Source organism: Streptomyces sp. NPDC127595 (assembly GCF_042671685.1).
Classification (GTDB): Bacteria; Actinomycetota; Actinomycetes; order Streptomycetales; family Streptomycetaceae; genus Streptomyces.
Genome location: NZ_JBHXWK010000011.1, coordinates 129,764 through 153,760, shown reverse-complemented (window position 1 = coordinate 153,760; position 23,997 = coordinate 129,764). Strand labels below are relative to the sequence as shown.

The window sequence follows — 23,997 nt, the reverse complement described above, 5'->3', positions numbered from 1 at the left end:
CGCCAACCGCCGTCCCCGTCAAGCCACTCACGCAAGAAAGCGAGCAGACCGACAGCCATGGCTGAGGCTCAGAACATCCCGGTGGGCAGCACGACCGCCGGCCAGATCGCGGTGGCCGCCGAGTCGACCGTCGCCACGCGCATGAGCGCGCCCCCGTCCTTCGACGTGGCGGACTTCCCCGTCCCCCACGGCCGTGAGGAGGAATGGCGGTTCACGCCGCTGGAGCGGCTGCGCGGGCTGCACGACGGCACCGCGGTCGCGACCGGCGACGGCCTGAAGGTCGGCATCGAGGCGCCCCAGGGCGTCACGGTCGAGACCGTCGGCCGTGACGACGCCCGGCTCGGCAGGGCCGGCACCCCGGTGGACCGCGTCGCCGCCCAGGCGTACTCGGCGTTCGAGAAGGCCAGTGTCATCACCGTCCCCAAGGAGACGGTGCTCACCGAGCCGATCCGGATCGCCGTGCACGGTGAGGGCGGGGTCGTCTACGCCCACCAGGTCGTCGAACTGGGAGCCTTCGCCGAGGCCGTCGTCGTCATCGACCACACCGGTGACGCGGTCCTCGCCGCGAACGTCGACTACGTCCTGGGAGACGGCGCCAAGCTCACCGTCGTCTCCGTCCAGGACTGGGACGACAAGGCCGTGCACGTCGGCCAGCACAACGCGCTGATCGGCCGGGACGCCACCTTCAAGTCCTTCGTGGTCACCTTCGGCGGCGACCTCGTACGCCTCCACCCGCGCGTGTCCTACGCCGGTCCCGGCGGCGAGGCCGAGCTCTTCGGCCTGTACTTCACGGACGCCGGCCAGCACCAGGAGCACCGCCTCCTGGTCGACCACAACACCCCGCACTGCAAGTCGAACGTCGCCTACAAGGGCGCGCTCCAGGGCGAGGGTGCCCACGCGGTGTGGATCGGCGACGTCCTCATCGAGGCCAAGGCCGAGGGCACGGACACATACGAGATGAACCGGAACCTGGTGCTGACCGACGGCGCCCGGGTCGACTCCGTGCCGAACCTGGAGATCGAGACCGGCGAGATCGTCGGCGCCGGGCACGCGAGTGCCACCGGCCGCTTCGACGACGAGCAGCTCTTCTACCTGATGGCCCGCGGCATCCCGGCCGACGAGGCCCGCCGACTGGTGGTCCGCGGCTTCTTCGCCGAGCTGGTCCAGCAGATCGGTGTCGACGACATCGAAGAGCGTCTACTCGTGAAGATCGACGAGGAGCTGGAGGCGTCGGTCTGATGGCTGTCCCTTCGACGTTCCTGCGCGCCTGCGGGCTGAGCGAGCTGGAGGAGGACACCCCCAAGCGGGTGGAACTCGACGGCACGCCGGTCTCGGTCGTGAAGACCGAGGGGGAGGTGTTCGCGATCAACGACATCTGCTCGCACGCGAACGTCTCGCTCTCCGAGGGCGAGGTGGAGGACTGTCAGATCGAGTGCTGGCTGCACGGCTCCAGCTTCGACCTCCGCACCGGCAAGCCGTCCGGCCTTCCCGCGACGCGCCCCGTCCCCGTATACCCCGTACAGATCGAAGGAGATGACGTGTTCGTCTCCCTCAACCAGGAGTCCTGAGGAACCCATGGCAACGCTTGAAATCCACGACCTGCACGTCACCGTCGAGGCCGACAACGCCACGAAGGAGATCCTCAAGGGCGTCGACCTGACCGTGAAGCAGGGCGAGACCCACGCCATCATGGGCCCGAACGGCTCCGGCAAGTCGACCCTCGCCTACTCGCTCGCGGGCCACCCGAAGTACACGATCACCGGCGGCACCGTCACCCTCGACGGCGAGGACGTCCTGGAGATGTCCGTCGACGAGCGCGCCCGCGCGGGCCTGTTCCTGGCGATGCAGTACCCGGTCGAGATCCCCGGCGTCTCCGTCTCCAACTTCCTGCGCACCTCGGCCACGGCCGTGCGCGGCGAGGCCCCCAAGCTGCGTACCTGGGTGAAGGAGGTCCGTGAGGCCATGGAGCGCCTCAACATGGACCCGGCCTTCGCCGAGCGCAATGTGAACGAGGGCTTCTCCGGCGGTGAGAAGAAGCGCCACGAGATCCTTCAGCTGGAGCTCCTCAAGCCGAAGATCGCGATCCTCGACGAGACCGACTCCGGCCTGGACGTCGATGCCCTGCGTGTCGTCTCCGAGGGCGTCAACCGGGTCCGTGAGAGCGGCGAGGTGGGCACCCTGCTCATCACCCACTACACGCGCATCCTGCGCTACATCAAGCCCGACTTCGTCCACGTCTTCTCCGCCGGCCGCATCGTCGAGTCCGGCGGCGCCGAACTCGCCGACAAGCTGGAGAACGAGGGCTACGAGGCTTACGCGCTCCACGACACGGCCGACACGAAGGGTGGCGTATCCGCGTGACACAGTTGCCGGGCCTCCTCGACACCGAGGCGATCCGCAAGGACTTCCCCATCCTGGACCGCCAGGTCCACGAGGGTAAGAAGCTCGTGTACCTGGACAACGCGGCGACCTCGCAGAAGCCGCGCCAGGTGCTGGACGCCCTGAACGAGTACTACGAGCGCTACAACGCCAACGTCCACCGCGGTGTGCATGTGCTCGCCGAGGAGGCCACGGCGCTGTACGAGGGTGCGCGCGACAAGGTCGCCGCGTTCATCAACGCGCCGAGCCGCGACGAGGTCATCTTCACCAAGAACGCCTCCGAGTCGCTCAACCTCGTGGCCAACATGCTCGGCTGGGCCGATGAGCCCTACCGGGTCGACCACGAGACCGAGATCGTCATCACGGAGATGGAGCACCACTCCAACATCGTGCCGTGGCAGCTGCTCTCGCAGCGGACGGGCGCGAAGCTGAAGTGGTTCGGCCTCACCGACGACGGACGCCTCGACCTCTCGAACATCAACGAGATCATCACCGAGAAGACGAAGATCGTCTCCTTCGTGCTCGTGTCGAACATCCTCGGCACCGTGAACCCGGTCGAGGCGATAGTGCGCCGAGCCCAGGAGGTCGGGGCCCTGGTCCTGATCGACGCCTCGCAGGCCGCGCCGCACATGCCGCTGGACGTGCAGGCCCTCCAGGCCGACTTCGTGGCCTTCACCGGCCACAAGATGTGCGGCCCGACGGGCATCGGCGTCCTCTGGGGCCGTCAGGAACTCCTCGAGGACCTGCCGCCGTTCCTGGGCGGCGGCGAGATGATCGAGACCGTGTCGATGCACTCGTCGACGTACGCCCCGGCGCCGCACAAGTTCGAGGCGGGCACCCCGCCGATCGCCCAGGCGGTCGGCCTCGGCGCGGCGATCGACTACCTCTCCGCGATCGGCATGGACAAGATCCTCGCCCATGAGCACGCGCTCACCGAGTACGCGGTGAAGCGGCTCCTGGAGGTTCCCGACCTGCGGATCATCGGCCCGACCACGGCCGAGGAGCGCGGCGCGGCGATCTCGTTCACGCTCGGTGACATCCACCCGCACGACGTGGGCCAGGTTCTCGACGAGCAGGGCATCGCGGTCCGGGTCGGCCACCACTGCGCACGCCCGGTCTGCCTGCGGTACGGAATTCCTGCGACCACGCGAGCGTCGTTCTATCTGTACTCCACGCCGGCCGAGATCGACGCACTGGTCGACGGCCTGGAGCACGTACGGAACTTCTTCGGCTGAGGAGCTGGCTGAGTCGTGAAGCTTGATTCGATGTACCAGGAAGTCATCCTGGACCACTACAAGCACCCGCACGGGCGGGGCTTGCGGGACGGCGATGCCGAGGTGCACCACGTCAACCCGACGTGCGGCGACGAGATCACCCTGCGTGTGAAGTACGACGGCGACCGGATCGCGGACATCTCGTACGAGGGCCAGGGCTGCTCCATCAGCCAGGCCTCGGCGTCCGTGCTGAACGAACTGCTCGTCGGCAAGGACCTCTCCGACGCGCAGAAAACCCAGGAGACCTTCCTGGAGCTGATGCAGTCCAAGGGCCGCATCGAGCCCGACGACGCGATGGAGGAGGTGCTGGAGGACGCGGTTGCGTTCGCCGGCGTCTCCAAGTACCCGGCACGGGTGAAGTGCGCGCTGCTCAGCTGGATGGCGTGGAAGGACGCGACGGCCCAGGCTCTGGGCTCGGGCGCCGCTGAAAGGAAGACGGCATGAGCGAGACCATCGAGATGAAGCCTGCCTCGGAGGAGGAGGTCCGCGAGGCGCTGTACGACGTCGTCGACCCCGAGCTGGGCATCGATGTCGTCAACCTCGGCCTCATCTACGGCATCCACATCGACGACGCGAACATCGCGACGATCGACATGACCCTGACGTCCGCGGCCTGTCCGCTCACCGACGTCATCGAGGACCAGGCCAAGTCCGCCACGGACGGCCTCGTCAACGAACTGCGCATCAACTGGGTCTGGATGCCGCCGTGGGGCCCGGACAAGATCACGGACGACGGACGCGAGCAGCTTCGGGCGCTCGGGTTCAACGTCTGAGTCCGGCGTGTACGGCGTCTGAGTCCGGCTTGCGCGAGGACTGAGGTCCGCGTGTTCGACGTCTGAGTTCCGCCTGTACGGCGACTGCGCTCCCCGTACAGCTGTGGCCCCCGGCACTGCGCCGGGGGCCACAGCTGTTTCTGAAACTCCGGCCAGATCCTCGGGGCTCAGCCCAAGCCCTTCACCAGGCGGAAGGCCCAGCCTCCGCGGTCCCGACGGTCGTCACGCCCGTGGTCGTTGCCATAGTCGGTGTTGTCGTCGTACCTCTCCAGGCGGAGCTGGAAGTCGCGGTCGCGCAGGAAGTAGCCCGGGTAGTTGACCGCCTCCAGCACCATCGCATCGGAGGACGGCGTCTGCCGGGGGCAGAAGGTCGCGTCCTGCTTGAAGAGGGCGGAGCCGTCGGTGCGTTCGGCGCGCAGGACGAAGTCGCGGTGACGGAGGTAGCTGCCGTCGGTGGTGACGAAGGAGTAGCAGGAGGAGTCCGCGAGCCCCTCGGCTTTCTTGAAGCTCGCGTCCCGCCTGGTCGCCGCCGGGCTGCTCCCGCTCACCTGGTCGAGGCGGACGGTGCCGTCGCCGCTCACGTGCCAGTAGCGGTCGGGCTGGTCGACGGACTGGACCGACGTCCGCGCGACTGCGGGCGCGGAGGGCTTGCTCGTCGCGGTGGGCTTCGGCGGGGCGGGGGCGGGTTCGGCGGATCCCTGGCCCGAGGGATTCGGTGAAGCGGCACCCTGCGGGGCGGAGGGGGAGGGCACGGGGGAGGACAAGGCGGCCTTGCCGGTCGGTGCCGTGGCGGCGACGCCGCCGGGTATGAACGGGAGGCCCGTGTCGGCGACGGGCCGGTTCGCCTCGTCCTGTGACGAGCCGTCAGAACCCTTGTCCAGTACGGCGATTGCGGTGGCGGTGGCGATGAGGACCGCTATGGCGAGGCCGCCGGCCAGCCACAGCCGCCGGGTGCCGGGCAGTCGTCCTTCCGTCACGGTCTCATCGGACTCCCAGGGCATCGGGACCTCGGCGAAGGGGGGCATTTCCGCCGGGTAGGGAGCGCCGTGCGCTGTGGGGCGCCAGGCGGTGATCTCCGATGAGGGGACGGGTCTCTCCGCGGAGCTGGCGGGCTGGTCGGGCCCGGGCTCCGGCTTCATTTCTGGCATGCAAGTTCCTCCAGCGTCGCCCGTGGCGTACGCGGATTCGTCTTTTGGTCTGAGCCAAGAGCTTCTGGTGGGGGCACGAGAAAGAGAAGGCGCAGGCGCGTGGACAGGCGGTAGCCATGGACACCATGTGCGCGACTGGTGAAACAGTAGTGGACCAACTGACTCCCGAGTAGCCGTTTGCCTCAGTGGTCCCACGGAATTCGCGGCCCGGCAGTGAGGTACCAAAGGCCTGCGGCGCCCCTGAGTTCACATCGCATTCTCAGCGAGGTCCCAGGCCGGGCCCATGGCGGCGCGGCAGCGTGGGCCCGTGCCTGCTCCCGCAAGACCTGTCTTCGTGCTCGGCTGTCCCCGTTCGGGAACCACATTGCTGCAGCTGATGCTGCACACCCATCCGCGGATCGCGCTGCCGCCCGAGACGCGCTTCGTGCTGCCCGCGTACGAGAGGCGGCTGGGCTTCGGGGATCTGCGCCGGCGGAGCAACCGGGCCGGTCTTGCGCAGTGGATCACCGGGCGCGCGGAGACACGGTTCCATGAACTCGGGCTGGACGCCGGACGCGTGGCCGAGCGGATCACCGAAGGGCCGCCGACGCTCGGCTCCGCGCTGGGCACCACGTTCAGGGCGTACGCCGAGGAGCACGGGAAGGTGCGCTGGGGCGACAAACGGCCCGCGTACGCCCTGCATGTGGGGGAGATGCTGCGGCTGTTCCCCGACGCGCAGTTCATCCATCTCGTGCGAGACGGTCGCGACTGTGCTGCCTCGCTCCTCGGCATGCCCTGGTGGCATCGCGGCTTCCACGAGGCCGTCGCCACCTGGGCGCAGGTCATGGACACCACGCGCACGTACGCGCGGAAACTGGGTCCCGGCAGCTGGCACGAGCTGCGCTTCGAGGACCTCGTGACCGATCCCGAGAGCCAACTCCGGCGCGTGTGCGCGTACTTGGGGGAGGAGTACGTCCCCGAGATGCGCGAGCCCTTTACGGTCGCCGAGCTGGCCGTGCCCGCCCGCAAGGCCTGGCACCGCCGTACGCGCGGTGCCCTGGACAGTTCGCAGGTGGCGAACTGGATCACTCGGCTGACACCGAATCAGATCACCTTGTGCGACGAGGTGTTGGGCGACCGGCTTACCTCGCACGGCTACGGACTCGCCGGAGCCGTCCGCCCCGACCCCGCCGAACTGCTGCGCTACCGACGGGTGGAGATGCTGCGACGGGCCGCCCACGCCAAGCGGCGGATGCTGGACCGCCTGGTGCGGGTGCGTGAACAGGGGGCGGTGGCCTGCCAGTTGGGCAGTTGACGAGTGCATACCTCGGAGTTCAGGGGCCGGCGGCCAAGGCCCGGTGCGCGTTCGTAGCGCCGTCGGCGCTCCGGAACCGAAGGATTCCGCGGTGGGGTGGCGGGCTCCGCGGACGGTCGTACACATCGATGCGTACACTCGTACACATGGGATATGTGATGCTCGCCGGCGCCATCGCCGCGGAGGTGGCCGCCACCACCGCCATGAAGTACAGCGACGGCTTCAGCAAGCTGTGGCCGTCGCTGGTGACCCTCCTCGGATACGTCATCGCCTTCGCGCTGCTCGCGCAGACCCTGAAGACCGTCTCGGTCGGCACGGCCTACGCGATCTGGGCGGGCGTCGGGACCGCCGTCATCGCCGCGATCGGCATGGTGTTCCTCGGCGAGGGGCTGAACGCGGCGAAGCTCACCGGGATCGCGCTGATCATCGGCGGGGTCGTGCTGCTGAACCTCGGCGGGGCGCACTGATGGCGCGCCGGTACGACCCCGAGCGGCGCCAACGGATCATCGACGCGGCGATCCGGGTCGTCGGGGACAAGGGGCTCGCCGGGCTGAGCCATCGCTCCGTCGCCGCCGAGGCCGATGTGCCGCTCGGCTCGACGACGTACCACTTCAAGACCCTCGACGAGCTGATGGTCGCCGCGCTGCGGCAGGCGAACGAGGGCTTCGCCAAGGCGGTGGCGGCGCGCGGCGGTCTGGAGGACACCCGCGCCGACCTGGCCGGGGAACTCGCCGCCCTGATGGGCGAGTGGCTCGGCGGCGACCGTACCGGCGTGGAACTGGAGTACGAGCTGTACCTCGCCGCGCTCCGCCGCCCGGCCCTGCGCCCCGTCGCCGCCGAGTGGGCCGAGGACCTCGCTGAGCGGCTGGCCCACCGCACGGACCCGGTGACCGCGCGGGCGTTGGTCGCTGTGCTGGACGGGATCTGTCTGCAGGTGCTGCTGACGGGGGCGGAGTACGACGAGGGGTACGCGCGGGAGGTGCTGGGGCGGGTGGTTCCGTGAGAGGTGTGCGAGGCGGGTGATGCGGTGAGCCGAGCTGCTCCGTTCATGGTCGGCTCACGGTGACCGCCGGGTAGCTGAGATGTCCCGCAGGCTGGTTCGGATCCCCGGCTCACGGTGACCGCCCGGTACCTGAGACGCCCCGCACGCTGGTTCGCATCCCCGGCCCCCGGCCGGTTAGGTTTCCCCTATGACCGACACGACTGCACCCCGTACCACCGGCGCCGTTGCCGCCGGGCTTGCCACCGTCGCCGCCGACGGCACTGTCCTCGACACCTGGTTCCCCGCCCCCGAGCTCGCTGTCGAGCCCGGCCCTTCCGGCACCGAGCGGCTGTCCGCCGAGCGTGCCGGGGAACTGCTCGGCGAGGGCGCCGCGAAGGCCATCGGGCCCGACGCCCGCCGAGGCGTCGAGGTGGTCGCGGTCCGTACGGTCATCGCCTCGCTCAACGAGAAGCCGCTCGACGCGCACGACACCTACCTGCGCCTGCACCTGCTCTCGCACCGTCTCGTACAGCCGCACGGCCAGAGCCTGGACGGCATCTTCGGCCACCTCGCCAACGTCGCCTGGACCTCGCTCGGCCCGGTCTCGGTGGACGACGTGGAGAAGGTGCGCCTGAACGCCCGCGCGGAGGGTCTCCACCTGGCCGTCACGTCCATCGACAAGTTCCCGCGCATGACGGACTACGTCGCGCCGAAGGGCGTCCGTATCGCCGACGCCGACCGCGTCCGGCTCGGCGCGCACCTCGCCGCGGGCACCACCGTCATGCACGAGGGCTTCGTCAACTTCAACGCCGGCACGCTCGGCACCTCGATGGTCGAAGGCCGCATCTCGGCCGGCGTCGTGGTCGGCGACGGCTCCGACATCGGCGGCGGCGCCTCCACCATGGGCACGCTGTCCGGTGGCGGCAACGTCCGGATCACCATCGGCGAGCGCTGCCTGATCGGCGCGGAGGCGGGCGTCGGCATCGCCCTCGGCGACGAGTGTGTCGTCGAGGCCGGGCTGTACGTCACCGCCGGCACCCGGGTGACCATGCCCGACGGCCAGATCGTCAAGGCCCGCGAACTCTCCGGCGCCTCCAACATCCTCTTCCGCCGCAACTCGGTCAGCGGAACGGTCGAGGCGCGGCCGAACAACGCGGTGTGGGGCGGGCTGAACGAGGTCCTGCACAGCCACAACTGACCGCGCAGCACCCTCAGTTCGACGGGCGCCCCCTCATGACATGGCGTGAGGGGGCGCCCGTGTGTCCTCCGCGCTCCACCGCCCGAAGGTGTACGACGCTCCTGCCTTCGCCGAGTGCCAGATGATCACGTACGGGTTACTGAGCGTGACCTCGGGGCGGTTTCCGCAGATGAACGGGTGCACGCGGAATCCGATCAGAAGCCGAACCGATGAGACGAGGGGTCGAACGATGGCGAACGAGACGACGAGCGAGTGGGCGAGGGCAGCAGCCCGTCCGCTGACCGGGATGCTGGCCGCGGCGGCGCTGTGCTCGCTGTCGGCCGGAACCGCGCACGCCGACGAGACCAACACCGGCTCGCACAACGGCCCCCGGATCGGGCTGGTCAACACCGGCCAGATCGACGACCCGCTGGAGGACGTCCTGGAGCACTTCCTGCTGCTCGGCGACGGGTATCGGTGGGACTGACGGGGCCGGCCGCACCGCAAGGGCCGGGGCCCGTACCGCACATGGACGCGGTACGGGCCCCGGCCCTTGTCAACGGGGACGGGGAGCCCCTGTTCAGCAAGCGCTGACCAACTCCTCGTACGCCGCCCGCAGTCCGTCGACCGATCTCCGGCCGGCGGGCCGCAGCGGCGACCGGACGGGACCCGCGGGCAAGCCCAGTGCGCCCAGGAGCCCCTTCGCCGTGACCGTGCCGGGCAGGCCGGACGACATCATCAACTCGATGAGAGGGATGGCCCGTTGCTGGAGTCGGGCGGCCTCTGCCGTGTCCCCCGCGTCGAACGCGTCCAGGATGGCTCGCAAGGGGCGGGGCGCCACATTCGCGACCGTACTGACGTATCCGCTGCCGCCGATCGCGCGCATCGCGAGGACGTACTCGTCGCAACCCGTGTAGTACGCCAACTCCGTGCGGGCCAGCACCTTCTGGGTGCCCAGAAGGTCGTACGCGCAGTCCTTCACCGCCACGATCCTCGGGTGTTCGGCCAGGCGGATCATGGTGTCCGGCTCGATGCGGGTGCCGGTGCGGCCCGGGATGTCGTACAGGGCGATCGGCAGCCCGGAGGCGTCCGCGATCTCCCGGAAGTGCGCCTCGACCGCCTCCTGCGGAGGCCTGCTGTAGTACGGCGTGACCACCAACAGGCCGTCCGCGCCCGCCTTTTCGGCCGCCAGCGCCAGCTCCACGGTGTGCCGGGTGTCGGCGGTACCGACGCCCGCCACGATGGCGGCCCGATCGCCCACCGCCTCGCGGACCGCCCGCACCAGCGCGGACTTCTCCGCGTCCGTCGTGGTCGGCGACTCGCCCGTGGTCCCGGACAGGACCAGTCCGTCGCAGCCTTCGGAGACCAGCCGGTCGGCGAGCAGTTGCGCCCCGTCGAGGTCGAGCGCACCCTCCTCGGTGAAGGGCGTGATCATCGCGCAGAGGGCGCGGCCGAAAGGCGGAGCGCCGTGGGCTGAGGTGGGAATGGTCATGGTCATGGGAGTAGTGTCGGCAGCCCGATCGTGAAGCTCCACTTAATTTTTCTACGAGATATTGGCAAGGGATGCTACGCGGTTGCCGGGCGACCCTCGCGAGGCCCTAGTGCCAACTCGGGCCCGTATGAGTCACCATGGCGAGGACGGGAATCGACGGCAGATCGCGGGAGGCGTCATGAGGCTCGGCAAGGCACTCGCCACCGGAGTCGCGGAAGAGAAGGCTCACACGCAGGACGAGGAATTCCAACTTCCTGAGGAAGCTCAGGAGTTGGAGTCTTCCGCGCCCGAAGAGGTTCCGGCCGCCCGATGAGGCTGCGGCTCCCCGAGGAACGACCGACGGAGCCGCCGACCGGATACAAGATCGCCCACCCGGTGCTGTCCCAGGACGGCACCCGGGCAGGGTTCACCGGCGTCTCCCTGGGCGGCGCGCTGCCGTACGGAGTACTGGACGAGGCGGGCTGCGTCTACGGGCGGCGCCACCGTGCGCCGCACCGCCGCTGCGACTGCGGCTTCCACTGTGTGCACGAACAGGCCACGGCTGAGGCGTTGTTGTGTACCGCCGAACATCGAGCGGCCGTCCTCCTCGAAGTGTCCGTCCTGGGCGCCTACATCCGTTTCGAACGCGGCTTCCGCTATGCCCGCCAGCGGGTGCGGACCGCGACCGTCGGCCCCTGCGCGTGCGGTGCGGTGGCCGGCGCGCTGGCCGACGCGGGCTGGGGTCGGCCCGGGTGGCGCGCCCTGTCCGCCGCGTGCGCAGGATGCGTACGCGGTCGTACGTCACTGTCGCTCGCCTCCTTCGCGCGGCTGGCCGGGGAGGGGCTGCGGGTCCGGGCCGCCGGTGGCGGTCGCGGTGGGATGGACCTGGCCGGCGGGCTCGGCGAGTCCGCCGGGCTCGGTGTGTCCGAGCTGGTCGCCGAGGCGGCCCTGTTGCAGGCCCGACTCGACTGGTTCCAGAGCCAGTTGGCCCGACTCGACGAGCGCGGGTCGCAGAGCGGCTGAGCGCCCACCCGGGTGGGGTGGGTGCGGGTTTCGTGCGGCTATCTGATCGAACTGGAGTTCGGTAAGCGTCGTATCGCATCCGACAACTCGAACCGTCTGGACAAATAAAGTGTTCGGTGAGACGGTGGAGCCATGTTGGACGTGACCGTGATCGAGGACGCAGAGGCCGCCGCCGTTTCGCTCGACCCGATAAGGGCCAGGCTGCTGGCCGAGCTGGCCGCGGGCCCCGCTTCGGCCGCCATGCTGGCCGGCAAGGTCGGGCTGCCCCGGCAGAAGGTGAACTACCACCTCAAGACGCTGGAGCGGCACGGACTGGTCGAGCTGGCGGGCGAGCGGCGCAAGGGCAATGTCACCGAGCGGCTGATGCGCGCGACGGCAGCGTCGTACGTGATCTCACCGCTCGCGCTCGCCGCCGTCCAGCCCGACCCGGACCGGTTCCGCGACCAGCTCTCCGCCCGCTGGCTGCTCGCGCTCGGTGCTCGGCTCGTGCGGGACGTAGGTGCGCTGATCACCGGCGCCGCGAAGGCGCGCAAGCGGCTCGCCACCTACGCGCTCGACGGCCAGGTGACCTTCGCCTCGGCCGCCGACCGCGCCGCGTTCATCGAGGAGCTGACGGTGGGTGTCAGCGGGCTGATCCACAAGTACGACGCCCCCGACGCCGCAGGGGGCCGGAGCCACCGGATCGTCGTCGCGCTCCACCCCACGCTCAAACCCGAGACCCCGGCGGCCGAACTGCCCATCAGTACCGAGGAGTGACCACCATGTCCAAGGAATTCGAGAGCGCCCACGAGATCGAGATCGACGCCACGCCGGAGCAGGTGTGGGACGCGATCACCGAAGGCGTCGGCGGCTGGCTGTGGCCGATGGAGGCGCCCGAGCCGCGCGAGGGCGGCACCGGGCCCTTCGGGTCCACGATCACCACCTGGGACCCGCCGCACCGCTACACGAACCGCGTCGAGGATGTCGACGGCATCTCCGAGCAGACCCTCAACCAGCTCGACTACACCATCGAGCCGCGCGAGGGCGGCCGCCGGGCCTGGGTGCGGTATGTGCACAGCGGCATCTTCGTCGACGACTGGGACAACCAGTACGACGGTGCGAACAAGCACAACGCCTTCTACCTGCGCACCCTGCGCGAGTACGTGACGCACTTCAGCGGCCGCCCGCTCACGTTCGCCATGTTCGACGGACCCGAGGCGTCCAAGGCGTCCGACGCCTTCACCGCCGTAGGACATGCGCTCGGCCTCGCGGACGACACCGCCGAGGGTGCGCGCGTGCAGGCGCGGGGGCCCGAGGGGCAGCTCCTGGACGCCGTACTCGACTACCGCGACCCGTACTTCATCGGGCTGCGCACGGACAGCGCCCTCATCCGCTTCTTCGGGCGCAACCACTGGGGCGCGCCGGTGGGCATCAGCATCCACGACTTCGCACCCGACGCCGACGGCAAGCGCAACGAGGCTGCCTGGCAGGGCTGGTTGAACGGTGTCTTCACCGCCTGACGTGGTGCTGCACGCATGGGACGAGCCCGGCCCTCCGGACGACGGGGCCGGGCTCATCCGCACACAGGGTTACGGCTTGAACCGCAGCACCTGCGGGTCGTGGTCGCTGATCTGGTCGTTGAACTCCGAGTTGATGTGCACGCTGTCGTACTCGAAGTCGTCGTCCTTGCGGATCGACGGGCTGATCAGGATCTGGTCCAGGACCTGGCTGTTGCCCTGGTAGTCGTACGTGTAACGCTCGCTCTTCGGCAGCGACTTGATCGCCGACCAGAGCGCGCCGTCGTCCTCCAGGAGCTTCGCCGTGTCTGAGAACTCGAAGTCGTTGATGTCACCGAGGGTGATGACGTCCGCGTTCTTCTGGGTCGCGAGGATCTCCTTGACGAAGCTGTTCACCTCGGTCGCCTGGAGGTGACGCTGGGTCTCCGAGCTGCGCGCCGGCGGCTGGTACTGCGAGGTCAGACCCTGGTCGCCGCCCTTCGACGCGAAGTGGTTGGCAATCACGAAGACGGTCTTGCCGCGGAACACGAACTCGCCCGCGAGCGGCTTGCGGCTGGTCGTCCAGGCCGTGTTGGCCGGGTCGATGCGGCCGGGGGAGGCCGTGAGGGCCGCCTTGCCGTGCACCTTGGTGACCCCGACGGCGGTCGTCGCGTCGCCGCCCGCGCGGTCCGTGAAGGAGACCCGCTCGGGGTTGAAGAGGAAGACCTGGCGGATGTTGCCGCCGGGCTCGCCGCCGTCCTTGTTGTTCTCCGGGTCGATGGAGCGCCAGTCGTACGCCGGGCCGCCCGCCGCGACGATCGCGTCGATCAGCTTCTGTACCGTCTGGTCGGCGGCGACCGTGCCGTCGTTCGTCGCGCCGTTGTTGTCCTGGATCTCCTCCAGGGACAGGATGTCGGGCGAACGCAGGTTGTTCACGATCGCGGACGCGTGCTCCTCGAAGGAGGCGTCGCCCGGGTCCAGGTTCTCGACGTTGTACGTCGCCACGGCCAGCTCGTTCTTGGACTGCTTCTGCGTCGTCTCGCGCTCCAGGCCGCCCTGCTCCAGGGTTCCGATCTGGTTGGCGACGAGGGTGTAACCGCCGAAGGAGTTGTAGTCGAGCGGGCCCGCGGTGGTGCCCGTGAGCTCGTCGCCCACGTTCGCGGTCGGGAAGTCGGCGGTCGCGCCGAGCGACTGGATCTGCAGGCGCCCGGTGTTCTGCGAGGTGTACGAGCCGTACACCGTGCCGCCGCGGCGGTTGTCGTTCTCGTGCGGCTTCACCGTGACCCACAGCTCGGCGTACGGGTCGGTCGCGGTGACCACACGGGCGTCGGAGACCCGGATGTTCATGCCCTCGAGGGACTCGTAGTAGTCCAGGGCGTACTTCTTCGGCTGCAGGGTCAGGCCGTTGACCGAGCCGCCCGCCGCCGTGTCACCGTCGGCGGTGTAGACGCCCGGGACCGACTTCGAGGTCACGGCCGTGGCGGCCGGAACAGCGTTCCCGCTGGAGAGCACGGTCACCACCGGCTTGGTGATCTCCGTGATCGACTGGTTGCCGGACGCGGCGCCGCCCGGGACGTACTCCGAGATCGTGCCCGACACGGTGACCGAGTCGCCGACGGCGACCTTCGGGACGGAGCTGGTGAAGACGAAGACGCCCTCACTGGTGGCCGGGTTGTCGTCCGCGTTCGGGTCCTGGATCCAGAAACCCCGCGACGAACCGTAGGTGCGCACACCCGTGACGATGCCCGCCACGTCCGTGACCGCCTGGCCCGCGTACGGGGATATCCGGGTGGTGCCCTGGATGTCGTGGATATGAATCGTGTCCGCGTGGGCGGGTGTCGTGAGCACCACGGCGGAAACGGTGGAACAGACCGCGGCGACGGTCAGCGCGCCTATGCGCGCGGTTCTCCTGCTCGGCAAGGGAATCCCTCCGGGGACGTACGTGAGCGCCGGGACGAGGGTGGAGCTGTGGGGGAGCGCGGCCTGTGTGATCGGTGACGCGCGTAGAGGCAGGTGGGCGGGCAGCCCTCGTACTTCTACGCGCGTCAATCTCGTGCGTGAGCGGGAGAGTTGTCAAGGTTTCCGCGGTGTACGGCGCCCGGCAGGGACGTGAACCGGGCGGCTTGGGTGGAAATCCGTCTAGGCTGAGCGGTCGGTGCGGCGCTTGTACTGTCGGTGTTGCTCGTATCGCAGGCGCTGTCCGCGTTGCCTGCTCGCCCTGCCTGCCCGCACCGTATGTCCTGCTTGTCCGGAGGAGATCCAGCCGATGTCAGACAGCTCGCCCTTGCCGCCGGTGCGGCTGCACTCCGAAGCCGAGCTGGCGCGCGACGCCCTCGCCGCGCCGCTCCTCTCCCGCGCCGCCCGGCTCGCCCGCTGGGCCGGCCCGGACACCCGGGTCGGTGCGGGCGGCGAACTCGCCGAGGAACAGCTTCCGGAGGCCGCCGCCGAACTCGGGCTCACCGGTGACGAGGCCGCCGCGTTCGCGAGCGAGGCCTGGCGGGTCGCCGTGGACACCGGGCTCGTCGAGATCGTGGACGAGGAGGAGGGCACGGTCACCGTGGGCGAGGACCTCGCGCTGCTCACCTCCGGGGCGCCGCAGGACGTCCTCGCGGTGTGGCTCGGAGCGCTGGAGACGGTGCTGGCCGACGCGAGCGTGCCCGACCTCGACGATCTCGTCGGCGCCATGGACGAGAGCGGCGAGATCGACCTCGCCTCCCTGGACTGGGACCCGGAGGCGGAGGCCGAGTTCCTCGACGGGGTGCTCGGCAACCTGTACCTGCTCACCGTGGGCGAGGAGGGGCCCGTCGACGGTCCGGTGCCGCTGCCCGCCCTCGCCGCGTCGATGATCGTCCCCGACGACATGGGTGAGCCGACCAACGACGTCCTGGAGCAGGTGTCGGACGCGATGATGCGGCTCGACGACCAGTTCCGGCTCCTCGAACCCATCGGGATCGTCGACTTCCAGCCGGTCGACGAGGCGCTGATGGCTGAGCCCGACGACGAGTCGGCGGAGCCCGCGGCCGCCTTCGACGACACCGATGTCACGCGGTACGGGATGGTGAAGTTGACCCCGCTCGGGCTGTACGGGATCCGGGCACGGCTCCTCGAAGCGGGGCTCACCGCTCCCGCGGTCGGCGAGCTGGCCGACAAGGGCGCCGACGCGCTCCTCGACGGCACCTCCGCCTTCCCGCCCGCCGCGGCACAGGCCGAGACCGAACAGTGGCTCGCCCGACGCGAACCCCTGCCCGCCGCACGGGAGTTGCTCGCCGCGGCCCGCGGAGCCGACACCGGAGCCCCGCTGCGCCGCCTCCGCTGCCAGCAGGCGCTCTCCCTCGTCGGCACGGACGCGGAGCCCGCCCTCCGCGAAGTCCTCGACGACGCCGAGCTGGGCGGGCTCGCCCGGGTCTGGCTGAGCGAGCACGGAGCGGCCGACGTGCCCGTTCCGTCCGAGGCGATGGTTTTCTGGCTCACCATCGACACCCTGGCCGCGCAGCTCGCGGCCGAAGGCAACTCGGCCGAACTGCAGGCCCTCGTGGAGGGCCTCGCCCAGCAGCACAGCAGCTTCTTCGCCGCCGCCTGGCGGGTCGAACACCCGGCCACGCCGGACGTGCTGGAGGCCATGGGCAGGCTGCACCCGGACAAGAAGGTGGCCAAGGAGGCCCGTAAGGCCGCGTTCAAGGCGCGGTCGCAGCAAGGGGGCTAGGTCCCTGTCGTCAGATTCCCGTCGTCCGCCCGGAGGGCGGGCCTCGCGGCGTCAGGTGCGTGCTCTCGGCGTGCCGGGCGTGGACCCTCGTACTGGATGTACCTGGGTCTGTGCCCGGTGCGGCGAGTGGGGGCACCTTCATCGCCTTTAAGGCAGTGGGGGAGCGTGCATGGCGTCGCGGGGCAGACGGGAATCTGACGACGGGGTCTAGGACGGCTCTGGCAATTCCCGGCCTCGGGGGGTCGAAGGGAAGAGCGGGCAAGGCTGGGCGGATTCACGGAAGGGGGTCCCCGGAAGTCGACGTGCGTTCAACTCCCGTTCAGGCGCGGGAGGGACCGTGTGGCCGATACGAGGTCCGCCACACCGCCCCCCACGACAGTCCCCATTCGACCGTCACAGGAGACTCCATGTCGCTCACCCGCAGGGACTTCGCCAGGCAGTCAGCCATCACCGGCGCCGGTGTCGCGCTGGCCGGCAGCGTCGGCGCCCTCGCCACCGCGCCGAACGCCCTCGCTTCCACGGAGTCCGAGAGCGAGGGTGTGGATGCGGCGGGCCACCCGTCCGGTGTCGGCTACGGACCGCTGATCCCCGACCCGAAGGGCCTGCTCGCGCTGCCCGCCGGGTTCTCCTACCGCGTCATCACCTACAGCGGTAGGACCAAGCTGGAGTCGGGCGAGTCCACGCCGTCCAACCACGACGGCACGTCCACCTTCGACGGCCCGCGCGGCGCCACCCTCCTCGTCAACAACCATGAGCTGGCCGGCCCCCGCGCCCAGTGGCCCCACCCCGTCCCGCTCACCGAGGGCCTGGTCTACGACCCGGCTGCGGCCGGCGGCTGCACGGTCGTGGAGGTACGCGGCGACAAGGTGGCCGAATGGGTCGGCATCGCGGGCACCGCCACCAACTGCGCGGGCGGCAACACCCCTTGGGACACCTGGCTCACCTGCGAGGAGACCGAGGACAAGGCCGGCACCAACGGCTTCACCAAGGACCACGGCTACGTCTTCGAGGTCGACCCCAAGGACAGCCGCCGCAACAAGAACCCCAAGCCCATCAAGGCGCTCGGCCGCTACGCCCACGAGGCCGTCGTCGTCGACCCCCAGCGAGGCCGCCTCTACCTCACCGAGGACGCCTCGGGACCCAACGGGCTGCTGTACCGCTGGACCCCGCCGCAGGGTTTCGAGCACGGCCACGGCCGGCTCGCCACCCTCGCCGACGACGCGGGCGCCCTCCAGGCCTTCAAGTGCTTCGACTCCGGCGGGCAGTTCGTCGACGACCTCTCACGCGCCACGAAGATCGGCACGGTGTACGGCGTCGACTGGGTCGACGTCCCCGACCGTGACGCCAGGACCGTCTCCGTCCGCAAGCAGTTCACCGGCAGTCAGGTCACCCGCGCCCGCAAGCTCGAAGGCATGTGGTGGGGCGACGGCGGCATCTACATCGTCTCCTCCTACGCCCGCACCGAGAGCCCCGGTCAGGCACACGACGGCGCCGTCTGGTTCTACGACCCCAAGCGCCGCACCCTGACCCTGAAGGTCCTGATCGGAGTGAACCCCGACCCGTCCGTCGACGGCGCCTTCGACGGCCCCGACAACATCACCGTCTCCCCCTACGGCGGCCTCGTCATCGCCGAGGACGGCTCGGGCATCCAGCACCTGTTCGGCGCCACCGACAGCGGCCGTACGTACCCGATCGCACGCAACGAACTCAACATCGGCACCGAAGCGGAGCCGGAGTACAGCGAGTTCACCGGCGTCACGTTCTCCCCCGACGGCAAGACGCTCTACGCCAACATCCAGGTGCCGGGAATCATGCTGGCCGTCAAGGGCCCCTGGAAGCGCCAGAAGCGCGGATAGTTAATTCACTCGCTGACTCCGCGGTACGCCTCCTACAGTGATGCATGTCCAGGTGCGAAGGCAGGACCTACTTCCACTGATAATGGGGCGGCCGCGGGTTCGAGTCCCGCCACCGGTACAACTCGCCGGTGTAGCTCAGGGGTTAGAGCACCTACGTCGGTTCCGCCGGCCTTGAACTCTGGACACCACAACTTCATGCACCTCCCGGTGCGCAGGCTGCGGCTACTTCTCTCTCAAAGAATCCAGGCCGCCGCCGACTTGATCTCGGGAGGCGCAGCTCATGGTGTGTGCCCGGTGCGAAGGCAACGGTTACTTCAGGGATCGGAAGGCTGCGGGTTCAAATCCCGTCATCGACCTCGGGTCGATGTAGCTCACCTTGGCAGAGCGTCCGAATGAAAAGTCCGTCGCCGACCTCTGAACTCGGGCACGCTCCATTTGCTGCGCCTCCCTCCGTACACCAATGAATTCGGGGGGAATTCACCATGGCTCGATTCAACACCAAGTCCGCGAAGGCGCAGCCCACTTCGCGTGTGACGTCGACGGGGCGTGTGCTCCGTACCTTCGAGGGCGGCCGAGGCCGCGAGCGCGACCGGCGCTCCGAGCTCTTCCTGCTCGCCGTGGCCAACTTCGTCTCGCAGCAGACCTTTTACGAGACCGGCGCGGACCGCGATGACCGGTTCGCCGCGCTGGTGCGTGAGCTCGCCGTCGCGGACCCGTCCTGGACGGCCGCCCTGCTCGGCTGGCTGCGCGGCGAGGGCAACCTGCGTACGGCCTCGATCGTGGGCGCCGCCGAGTACGTGAAGGCGCGCCTCGACGCGGGCGCCACCGACGGCCCGGCCAACCGCCAGGTCGTCGACTCCGTGCTGCGACGCCCCGACGAGCCCGGCGAGCTGCTCGCCTACTGGACCGCGCGGTACGGCCGCAACGTGCCCAAGCCCGTCAAGCGGGGCATCGCCGACGCCGTACGACGTCTCTACCACGGGAAGTCGCTGCTGAAGTACGACACCGCGTCCAAGGGATACCGCTTCGGCGACATCCTCAACCTGGTGCACGCGGCGCCGGACCCCGACAAGGCGTGGCAGGGCGAGCTGTTCCAGTACGCGCTGGACCGGCGGCACAACCCGGACACCGCCGTGCCGCCCGCGTCCGGCCGTGTGCTCGTCGCGCACCGCGAGCTGATGGCACTGCCCGTCGCCGAGCGGCGTGCGGTCGTGACCGCGCCCGATGGCGCCGAGCGGCTCGCGGCTGCCGGCATGACCTGGGAGGTGCTGGCCGGCTGGCTGCAGGGGCCGATGGACAAGGCGGCCTGGGAGGCCGTCATTCCGTCCATGGGCGCGATGGCGCTCGTCCGGAACCTGCGGAACTTCGACGAGGCGGGTGTGAGCGATGCGGTGGCGGCTCAGGTCGCCGCCAGGATCAGCGATCCGGCGGAGGTGGCGCGCTCGCGGCAGTTCCCGTTCCGCTACCTGGCCGCGTACCAGCACGCGCCCTCGCTGCGCTGGTCGTACCCGCTGGAGCAGGCGCTCGGCCACTCGCTGGCCAATGTGCCGGCCCTGCCGGGGCGGACGCTCGTCCTCGTCGACCGGTCCGGCTCGATGTTCCACTCGCGGCTGTCGGACCGCTCGGAGCTCAACCGGGCCGACGCCGCGGCGATCTTCGGTACGGCGCTCGCGCTGCGGGCGGCGGACGCGGATCTCGTCCAGTTCGGTACGACCAGCAAGCGGGTGGAGCTCAGCCGGGGCGAGTCGGTACTCAAGGTGCTGAAGCGGTTCCGCGACCTCGGCGGCACCAACACGACCGAGGCGGTCCGGCAGAACTTCAAGAAGCACGACCGGGTACTGATCGTCACCGACGAGCAGGCCGCGGCGAGCTACTACGGCGACCCGACCGAGCAGGTCCCGGCGCAGGTACCGGTCTATACGTGGAACCTGGCCGGGTACCGGGCGGGGCACGGTCCGTCCGGGCAGGGCAACCGGCACACCTTCGGGGGGCTCTCGGATGCGGCGTTCCGGATGGTGCCGCTGCTTGAGGGGGCTCGGGATGCCGACTGGCCCTGGGCGGTCTGATTGAGAGGGGTGCGGCCCGTACTTCGGTGCGGGTCGCACTCTTGTGCGGGAAGCAAGCTGACATCTAACATGTCAGTTCATGGAGGCGATACGGCCCGTGCGCCGGACCCTGCTCAGGGACCGTGCGTACGAGGCGATACGGGACGCCATCGTGGCCGGCGACATCGCACCGGGTGCGGTGGTGCGGGACGCCGAGCTGGCCGAGCTGCTCGGGCTTTCGCGGGCGCCGGTGCGCGATGCCTTCTCGCGACTGGTCGACGAGGGCCTGCTGGAGTCCAAGCCGCAGAGCTACACCCGGGTGACCCCTGTGGTGGCCGCCGAGGTGCGGGACGCCGCGGCCGTCGTCGGCGCCATGCACGAACTGGTCACCCGGGCGGCCGTGCCCCGGCTTCTCGCGGAGCACATCGGCGCCATGCGGGACTCCAACGCGCGGTTCGCGGAGGCCGTACGGGGCGGTGACGTGGACGGCGCCCTGCGTGCCGACGACGAGCTGCACGACGTACTGGTCCGGGTGAGCGGCAATCGTGCCGCCGCCGCCACCGTCGCCCGGTACAGCCCGCTGATCCGGCGCCTGGAGCGGCGGCGCTTCGGGGAGGGCGGCAACTGCCGGTCGGCCGGGCTGCACGACGAGTTGATCGATGCCTGTGCCGACAGTGATGTGGGCAGGGCCGTCCGTGTCACGGCGGAGATCTGGCGTGGCCTGGAAGACCTTGCCGATCTCGACACCTGATCTGGGGAGGACCCATGTCCCTCGCTTCGTATGCCCGTTACCCGCTGCTTTTTGGTCCGTCGCCCGTGCACCCGCTCGAGCGGCTCACCGACCACCTCGGCGGTGCTTCTCTCTGGGCCAAGCGCGAGGACTGCAACTCCGGTATCGCCTATGGCGGGAACAAGACCCGCAAGCTGGAGTACCTCGTTGCCGACGCGCTCGCGCAGGGCTGCGACACGCTTGTGTCGATCGGCGGGGTGCAGTCCAACCACACCCGTCAGGTCGCCGCCTGTGCCGCGCGGGCCGGGCTCAAGTGTGTCCTGGTGCAGGAGAGTTGGGTGGAGTGGCCCGACTCCGTGTACGACAAGGTCGGGAACATCCTCATCAGCCGGCTCGCCGGCGCCGAAATTCGGCTGGTGCGGGACGGGTTCGGGATCGGCTTCAAGGGGAGCTGGGAGCAGGCGCTGAGGGAGGTCGAGGATGCGGGTGGTAAGCCGTACGCCATTCCGGCGAGAGCCTCCGATCATCCGCTCGGCGGGCTGGGGTTCGCCGGGTGGGCCTACGAAGTTGCCGAGCAGGAACGGGAGTTGGGCGTTTTCTTCGACACCGTCGTGGTGTGTTCGGTGACCGGGTCGACCCAGGCCGGCATGGTCGCCGGGTTCGCCGCTCTGGAGGAGGCGGGCGGGCGGCCGCGGCGCGTCATCGGGATCGACGCGTCGGCGGCGCCCGCCCGGACCCATGAGCAGATCGCCCGGATCGCCCACGGGACGGGGCAACTCATCGGGGTGAAGAAGGAGTTGACCCAGGCGGACGTCGAGCTGGACGAGCGGTATCACGCGGGCACGTACGGGATTCCGGACGAGGCCACGCTGGACGCGATGCGGCTGGCGGCGCGTACGGAGGGGATGGTCACCGATCCCGTGTACGAGGGGAAGTCGATGGCCGGGATGGTGGATCTGGTGGCTCGGGGGGAGATCGGACGGGACTCGACCGTGCTCTACGCCCACCTGGGCGGGCAGCCTGCCTTGAATGCCTACAGTGCGTTGTTCTGAGAGCGTCCGCGGTGTGTGGTTCTGAGGATGTCTACGGTGCGTTGTTCTGAGAGCGTCCGCGGTGTGTGGTTCTGAGGATGTCTACGGTGCGTTGTTCTGAGAGCGTCCGCGGTGTGTGGTTCCGAGGATGCCTACGGTGCGCTGTTCCGAGTCGGCTGCTTGGTTCCGGTGATGACCAGCGCCGTGACCAGCAGGGCTGTTATCGCGATCAGTGAGCCCACTCCGAACGCCCGGGAAGCGCCCTCGGTGAGGATCGAGGCCGGCGAGCCGGTCGCGTGCCGCGTCGCTGTGCCGTAGACCGTGACCAGGATGGACAGGCCCAGCGTGCCGCCGAGCCACTGGAGCGTCTGCAGCAGACCGGACGCGGCGCCCGCGTCGCGCGGTTCGATGTGCGCGAGGATCGTCGCGTTGAGCGGCATGAAGCTCAGGCCGACGCCCAGGCCCATCAGGATGAGCGGGCCGAGCAGACCGGTGACATAGCCGTCGCCGGGGTCGATGCGCCAGAGCCAGCCGCCCGCCGCGACGAGCAGCGCCATGCCGGTGATCAGCAGGGGCTTGGCGCCGTAGCGCTGGAGGAGCCGGGGGACGAAGCGCAGGATCCCGAAGATGCCCAGGGAGAGCGGCAGGAAGGAGATCCCGGCGCGCAACGGGCCGTATCCCAGGACCTGTTGGGTGTACAGCGTGAGGAAGTAGAACGCGCCGAACATACCCGCGGGCAGCAGCAGTACGGCCGCGTAGCCGCCCGCCCGGTTACGGTTGCGGAAGAGGCGCAGCGGCATGATCGGCTGGCCTGCCCGGGATTCGACGAGCACGAAGCCCGCGAGGAGTGCGGCGGCTGTGGTGAAGCCGAGCAGAGCCTGAGTGTCGGTCCAGCCCTCCTCCGAGACGCGGATGAACGCGTAGACGAGAGCGGTCGATCCCGCGGTGCCGGTGAGTGCGCCCGCCGCGTCGAACTTCCCTGCGTGGCGCGGGGTTTCGGTCACGAAGCGGGGCAGGGCGAGGGCCACCGCGATGCCGATGGGTACGTTGATCAGCAGGGCCCAGCGCCAGGACGCCCAGGAGGTGAGCATGCCGCCGAGGACCAGGCCGATGGAGGCGCCGATGCTTGCCATCGAGGTGTAGATGCCGAGCGCGTGGTGGCGGCGGGGGCCCTCCGGGAAGTTCGTGGTGATCAGGGCGAGGGTGCTGGGCGCGGTGAGTGCGGCGCCCACTCCTTGCAGTGCGCGGGCCGCCAGCAACCAGCCGCTCTCGGTGGCGAGTCCGCCGAGCAGCGAGGCGAACGCGAAGAGCAGGACGCCGGAGGTGAGGGTGCGGCGGCGGCCGGCGATGTCGCCGACCCGGCCGCCGAGGAGCAGGAGGCCGCCGAAGGTGAGGGTGTAGGCGTTGAGGACCCAGGAGAGGCCCGTGGGGGTGAAGTCGAGATCCTGTTGGACGTCGGGCAGAGCTACGTTGACGACCGTGGAGTCGACGCCGACCATCAAGTAGGCGGTGACTATGACAAGGAGGGTGGCGCCGAGTCTGGGCGGCTGGTGTGGTGTGGCCCTTGGCGTGGCTTCGGGTGGGCTGGTGCTCGGGGACGGTTTGGGCGGGGTGGACATGGGATGCTCCCTGTCTG

24 protein-coding genes are annotated in these 23,997 nt (G+C 69.7%); 20 read left to right on the top strand and 4 right to left on the bottom strand.

Translation table 11 applies throughout. The features are described 5' to 3' along the window. Nucleotides 1-57 precede the first annotated feature (57 nt). Genes sufD through ACFVKT_RS30730 form a run of 6 tightly spaced genes read left to right on the top strand, consistent with a single transcriptional unit; the run spans nt 58 to nt 4,426 of the window. Nucleotides 58-1,239 carry a Fe-S cluster assembly protein SufD gene (sufD, locus tag ACFVKT_RS30755; RefSeq protein ID WP_385737584.1) on the top strand — a complete coding sequence of 394 codons (1,182 nt, stop codon included), beginning with the start codon at nt 58-60 and terminating at the stop codon, nt 1,237-1,239. After that, entirely contained in the window at nt 1,239-1,568 is a 330-nt protein-coding gene (locus ACFVKT_RS30750) for a bifunctional 3-phenylpropionate/cinnamic acid dioxygenase ferredoxin subunit (RefSeq protein WP_385737582.1), read from the top strand. Before sufD ends, ACFVKT_RS30750 begins: the two co-directional genes overlap by 1 nt. Before the next feature lie 7 nt (nt 1,569-1,575). Beyond that, complete coding sequence (gene sufC, locus ACFVKT_RS30745) at nt 1,576-2,361, top strand: Fe-S cluster assembly ATPase SufC (RefSeq protein ID WP_385737580.1); 786 nt, start codon at nt 1,576-1,578, stop codon at nt 2,359-2,361. Beyond that, on the top strand, nt 2,358-3,614 hold the full coding sequence (locus ACFVKT_RS30740; RefSeq protein WP_385737578.1) for a cysteine desulfurase: 1,257 nt from the start codon (nt 2,358-2,360) through the stop codon (nt 3,612-3,614). The genes sufC and ACFVKT_RS30740 overlap by 4 nt, the downstream gene beginning before the upstream one ends. A 15-nt stretch (nt 3,615-3,629) precedes the next feature. After that, nucleotides 3,630-4,097, top strand: coding sequence for a Fe-S cluster assembly sulfur transfer protein SufU (gene sufU, locus ACFVKT_RS30735; protein WP_385737576.1), 468 nt, complete (start codon nt 3,630-3,632; stop codon nt 4,095-4,097). Next, on the top strand, nt 4,094-4,426 hold the full coding sequence (locus tag ACFVKT_RS30730) for a metal-sulfur cluster assembly factor (protein WP_030612912.1): 333 nt from the start codon (nt 4,094-4,096) through the stop codon (nt 4,424-4,426). Before sufU ends, ACFVKT_RS30730 begins: the two co-directional genes overlap by 4 nt. A 167-nt stretch (nt 4,427-4,593) precedes the next feature. Here the strand turns inward: ACFVKT_RS30730 and ACFVKT_RS30725 are convergent, their stop codons facing one another. Beyond that, nucleotides 4,594-5,574: an AbfB domain-containing protein gene (locus tag ACFVKT_RS30725; protein WP_385737574.1), complete on the bottom strand. Its 981-nt coding sequence runs from the start codon at nt 5,572-5,574 to the stop codon at nt 4,594-4,596. 307 nt (nt 5,575-5,881) lie between these two features. On the opposite strand from ACFVKT_RS30725, the gene ACFVKT_RS30720 reads away from it, so the two are divergent. The 5 genes from ACFVKT_RS30720 (at nt 5,882) to ACFVKT_RS30700 (ending at nt 9,514) form a co-directional block, all read left to right on the top strand. Continuing rightward, nucleotides 5,882-6,868 carry a sulfotransferase family protein gene (locus ACFVKT_RS30720; RefSeq protein ID WP_385737572.1) on the top strand — a complete coding sequence of 329 codons (987 nt, stop codon included), beginning with the start codon at nt 5,882-5,884 and terminating at the stop codon, nt 6,866-6,868. A gap of 146 nt (nt 6,869-7,014) precedes the next feature. Next, the gene (locus tag ACFVKT_RS30715; protein ID WP_385737570.1) at nt 7,015-7,335 is read left to right on the top strand and encodes a DMT family transporter; all 321 of its coding nucleotides are present in this window, start codon (nt 7,015-7,017) and stop codon (nt 7,333-7,335) included. Next, entirely contained in the window at nt 7,335-7,871 is a 537-nt protein-coding gene (locus tag ACFVKT_RS30710) for a TetR/AcrR family transcriptional regulator (protein WP_385737568.1), read from the top strand. The genes ACFVKT_RS30715 and ACFVKT_RS30710 overlap by 1 nt, the downstream gene beginning before the upstream one ends. 187 nt (nt 7,872-8,058) lie before the next feature. Further along, nucleotides 8,059-9,048: a 2,3,4,5-tetrahydropyridine-2,6-dicarboxylate N-succinyltransferase gene (dapD, locus tag ACFVKT_RS30705; protein ID WP_385737566.1), complete on the top strand. Its 990-nt coding sequence runs from the start codon at nt 8,059-8,061 to the stop codon at nt 9,046-9,048. Nucleotides 9,049-9,277: 229 nt separating this feature from the next. After that, a complete protein-coding gene (locus ACFVKT_RS30700; protein WP_385737564.1) occupies nt 9,278-9,514 on the top strand; it encodes a hypothetical protein in 237 nt (78 codons plus the stop codon). Nucleotides 9,515-9,607: 93 nt separating this feature from the next. Here ACFVKT_RS30700 and dapA read toward each other — a convergent pair whose 3' ends face one another. Next, entirely contained in the window at nt 9,608-10,519 is a 912-nt protein-coding gene (dapA, locus tag ACFVKT_RS30695; protein WP_385737878.1) for a 4-hydroxy-tetrahydrodipicolinate synthase, read from the bottom strand. A gap of 178 nt (nt 10,520-10,697) precedes the next feature. On the opposite strand from dapA, the gene ACFVKT_RS30690 reads away from it, so the two are divergent. The 4 genes from ACFVKT_RS30690 (at nt 10,698) to ACFVKT_RS30675 (ending at nt 13,020) form a co-directional block, all read left to right on the top strand. After that, on the top strand, nt 10,698-10,832 hold the full coding sequence (locus ACFVKT_RS30690) for a hypothetical protein (RefSeq protein WP_385737563.1): 135 nt from the start codon (nt 10,698-10,700) through the stop codon (nt 10,830-10,832). Then, complete coding sequence (locus ACFVKT_RS30685; protein ID WP_385737561.1) at nt 10,829-11,521, top strand: hypothetical protein; 693 nt, start codon at nt 10,829-10,831, stop codon at nt 11,519-11,521. The genes ACFVKT_RS30690 and ACFVKT_RS30685 overlap by 4 nt, the downstream gene beginning before the upstream one ends. Before the next feature lie 132 nt (nt 11,522-11,653). Continuing rightward, nucleotides 11,654-12,277, top strand: coding sequence for an ArsR/SmtB family transcription factor (locus ACFVKT_RS30680; RefSeq protein ID WP_385737559.1), 624 nt, complete (start codon nt 11,654-11,656; stop codon nt 12,275-12,277). Between the two features lie 5 nt (nt 12,278-12,282). Beyond that, nucleotides 12,283-13,020, top strand: a complete 738-nt coding sequence (locus tag ACFVKT_RS30675) for an SRPBCC domain-containing protein (RefSeq protein WP_385737557.1) — start codon at nt 12,283-12,285, stop codon at nt 13,018-13,020. 69 nt (nt 13,021-13,089) lie between these two features. Here ACFVKT_RS30675 and ACFVKT_RS30670 read toward each other — a convergent pair whose 3' ends face one another. Beyond that, nucleotides 13,090-14,916: an endonuclease/exonuclease/phosphatase family protein gene (locus ACFVKT_RS30670; RefSeq protein ID WP_385737555.1), complete on the bottom strand. Its 1,827-nt coding sequence runs from the start codon at nt 14,914-14,916 to the stop codon at nt 13,090-13,092. A 346-nt stretch (nt 14,917-15,262) separates the two neighbouring features. Between ACFVKT_RS30670 and ACFVKT_RS30665 the strand changes: the two genes are divergently transcribed. The 5 genes from ACFVKT_RS30665 to ACFVKT_RS30645 all read left to right on the top strand — a co-directional run bounded on the left by ACFVKT_RS30665 (nt 15,263) and on the right by ACFVKT_RS30645 (nt 22,382). Further along, complete coding sequence (locus ACFVKT_RS30665) at nt 15,263-16,699, top strand: hypothetical protein (protein WP_385737553.1); 1,437 nt, start codon at nt 15,263-15,265, stop codon at nt 16,697-16,699. 407 nt (nt 16,700-17,106) lie between these two features. After that, nucleotides 17,107-18,555, top strand: a complete 1,449-nt coding sequence (locus ACFVKT_RS30660) for an alkaline phosphatase PhoX (RefSeq protein WP_385737551.1) — start codon at nt 17,107-17,109, stop codon at nt 18,553-18,555. 482 nt (nt 18,556-19,037) lie between these two features. Next, on the top strand, nt 19,038-20,621 hold the full coding sequence (locus tag ACFVKT_RS30655; protein ID WP_385737550.1) for a TROVE domain-containing protein: 1,584 nt from the start codon (nt 19,038-19,040) through the stop codon (nt 20,619-20,621). A gap of 79 nt (nt 20,622-20,700) precedes the next feature. Then, nucleotides 20,701-21,351: a GntR family transcriptional regulator gene (locus tag ACFVKT_RS30650; RefSeq protein ID WP_385737548.1), complete on the top strand. Its 651-nt coding sequence runs from the start codon at nt 20,701-20,703 to the stop codon at nt 21,349-21,351. 14 nt (nt 21,352-21,365) lie between these two features. Continuing rightward, complete coding sequence (locus tag ACFVKT_RS30645; RefSeq protein WP_385737546.1) at nt 21,366-22,382, top strand: 1-aminocyclopropane-1-carboxylate deaminase; 1,017 nt, start codon at nt 21,366-21,368, stop codon at nt 22,380-22,382. A gap of 131 nt (nt 22,383-22,513) precedes the next feature. Here ACFVKT_RS30645 and ACFVKT_RS30640 read toward each other — a convergent pair whose 3' ends face one another. Further along, nucleotides 22,514-23,980, bottom strand: a complete 1,467-nt coding sequence (locus ACFVKT_RS30640; RefSeq protein WP_385737544.1) for an MFS transporter — start codon at nt 23,978-23,980, stop codon at nt 22,514-22,516. Between the last annotated feature and the right edge of the window lie 17 nt (nt 23,981-23,997).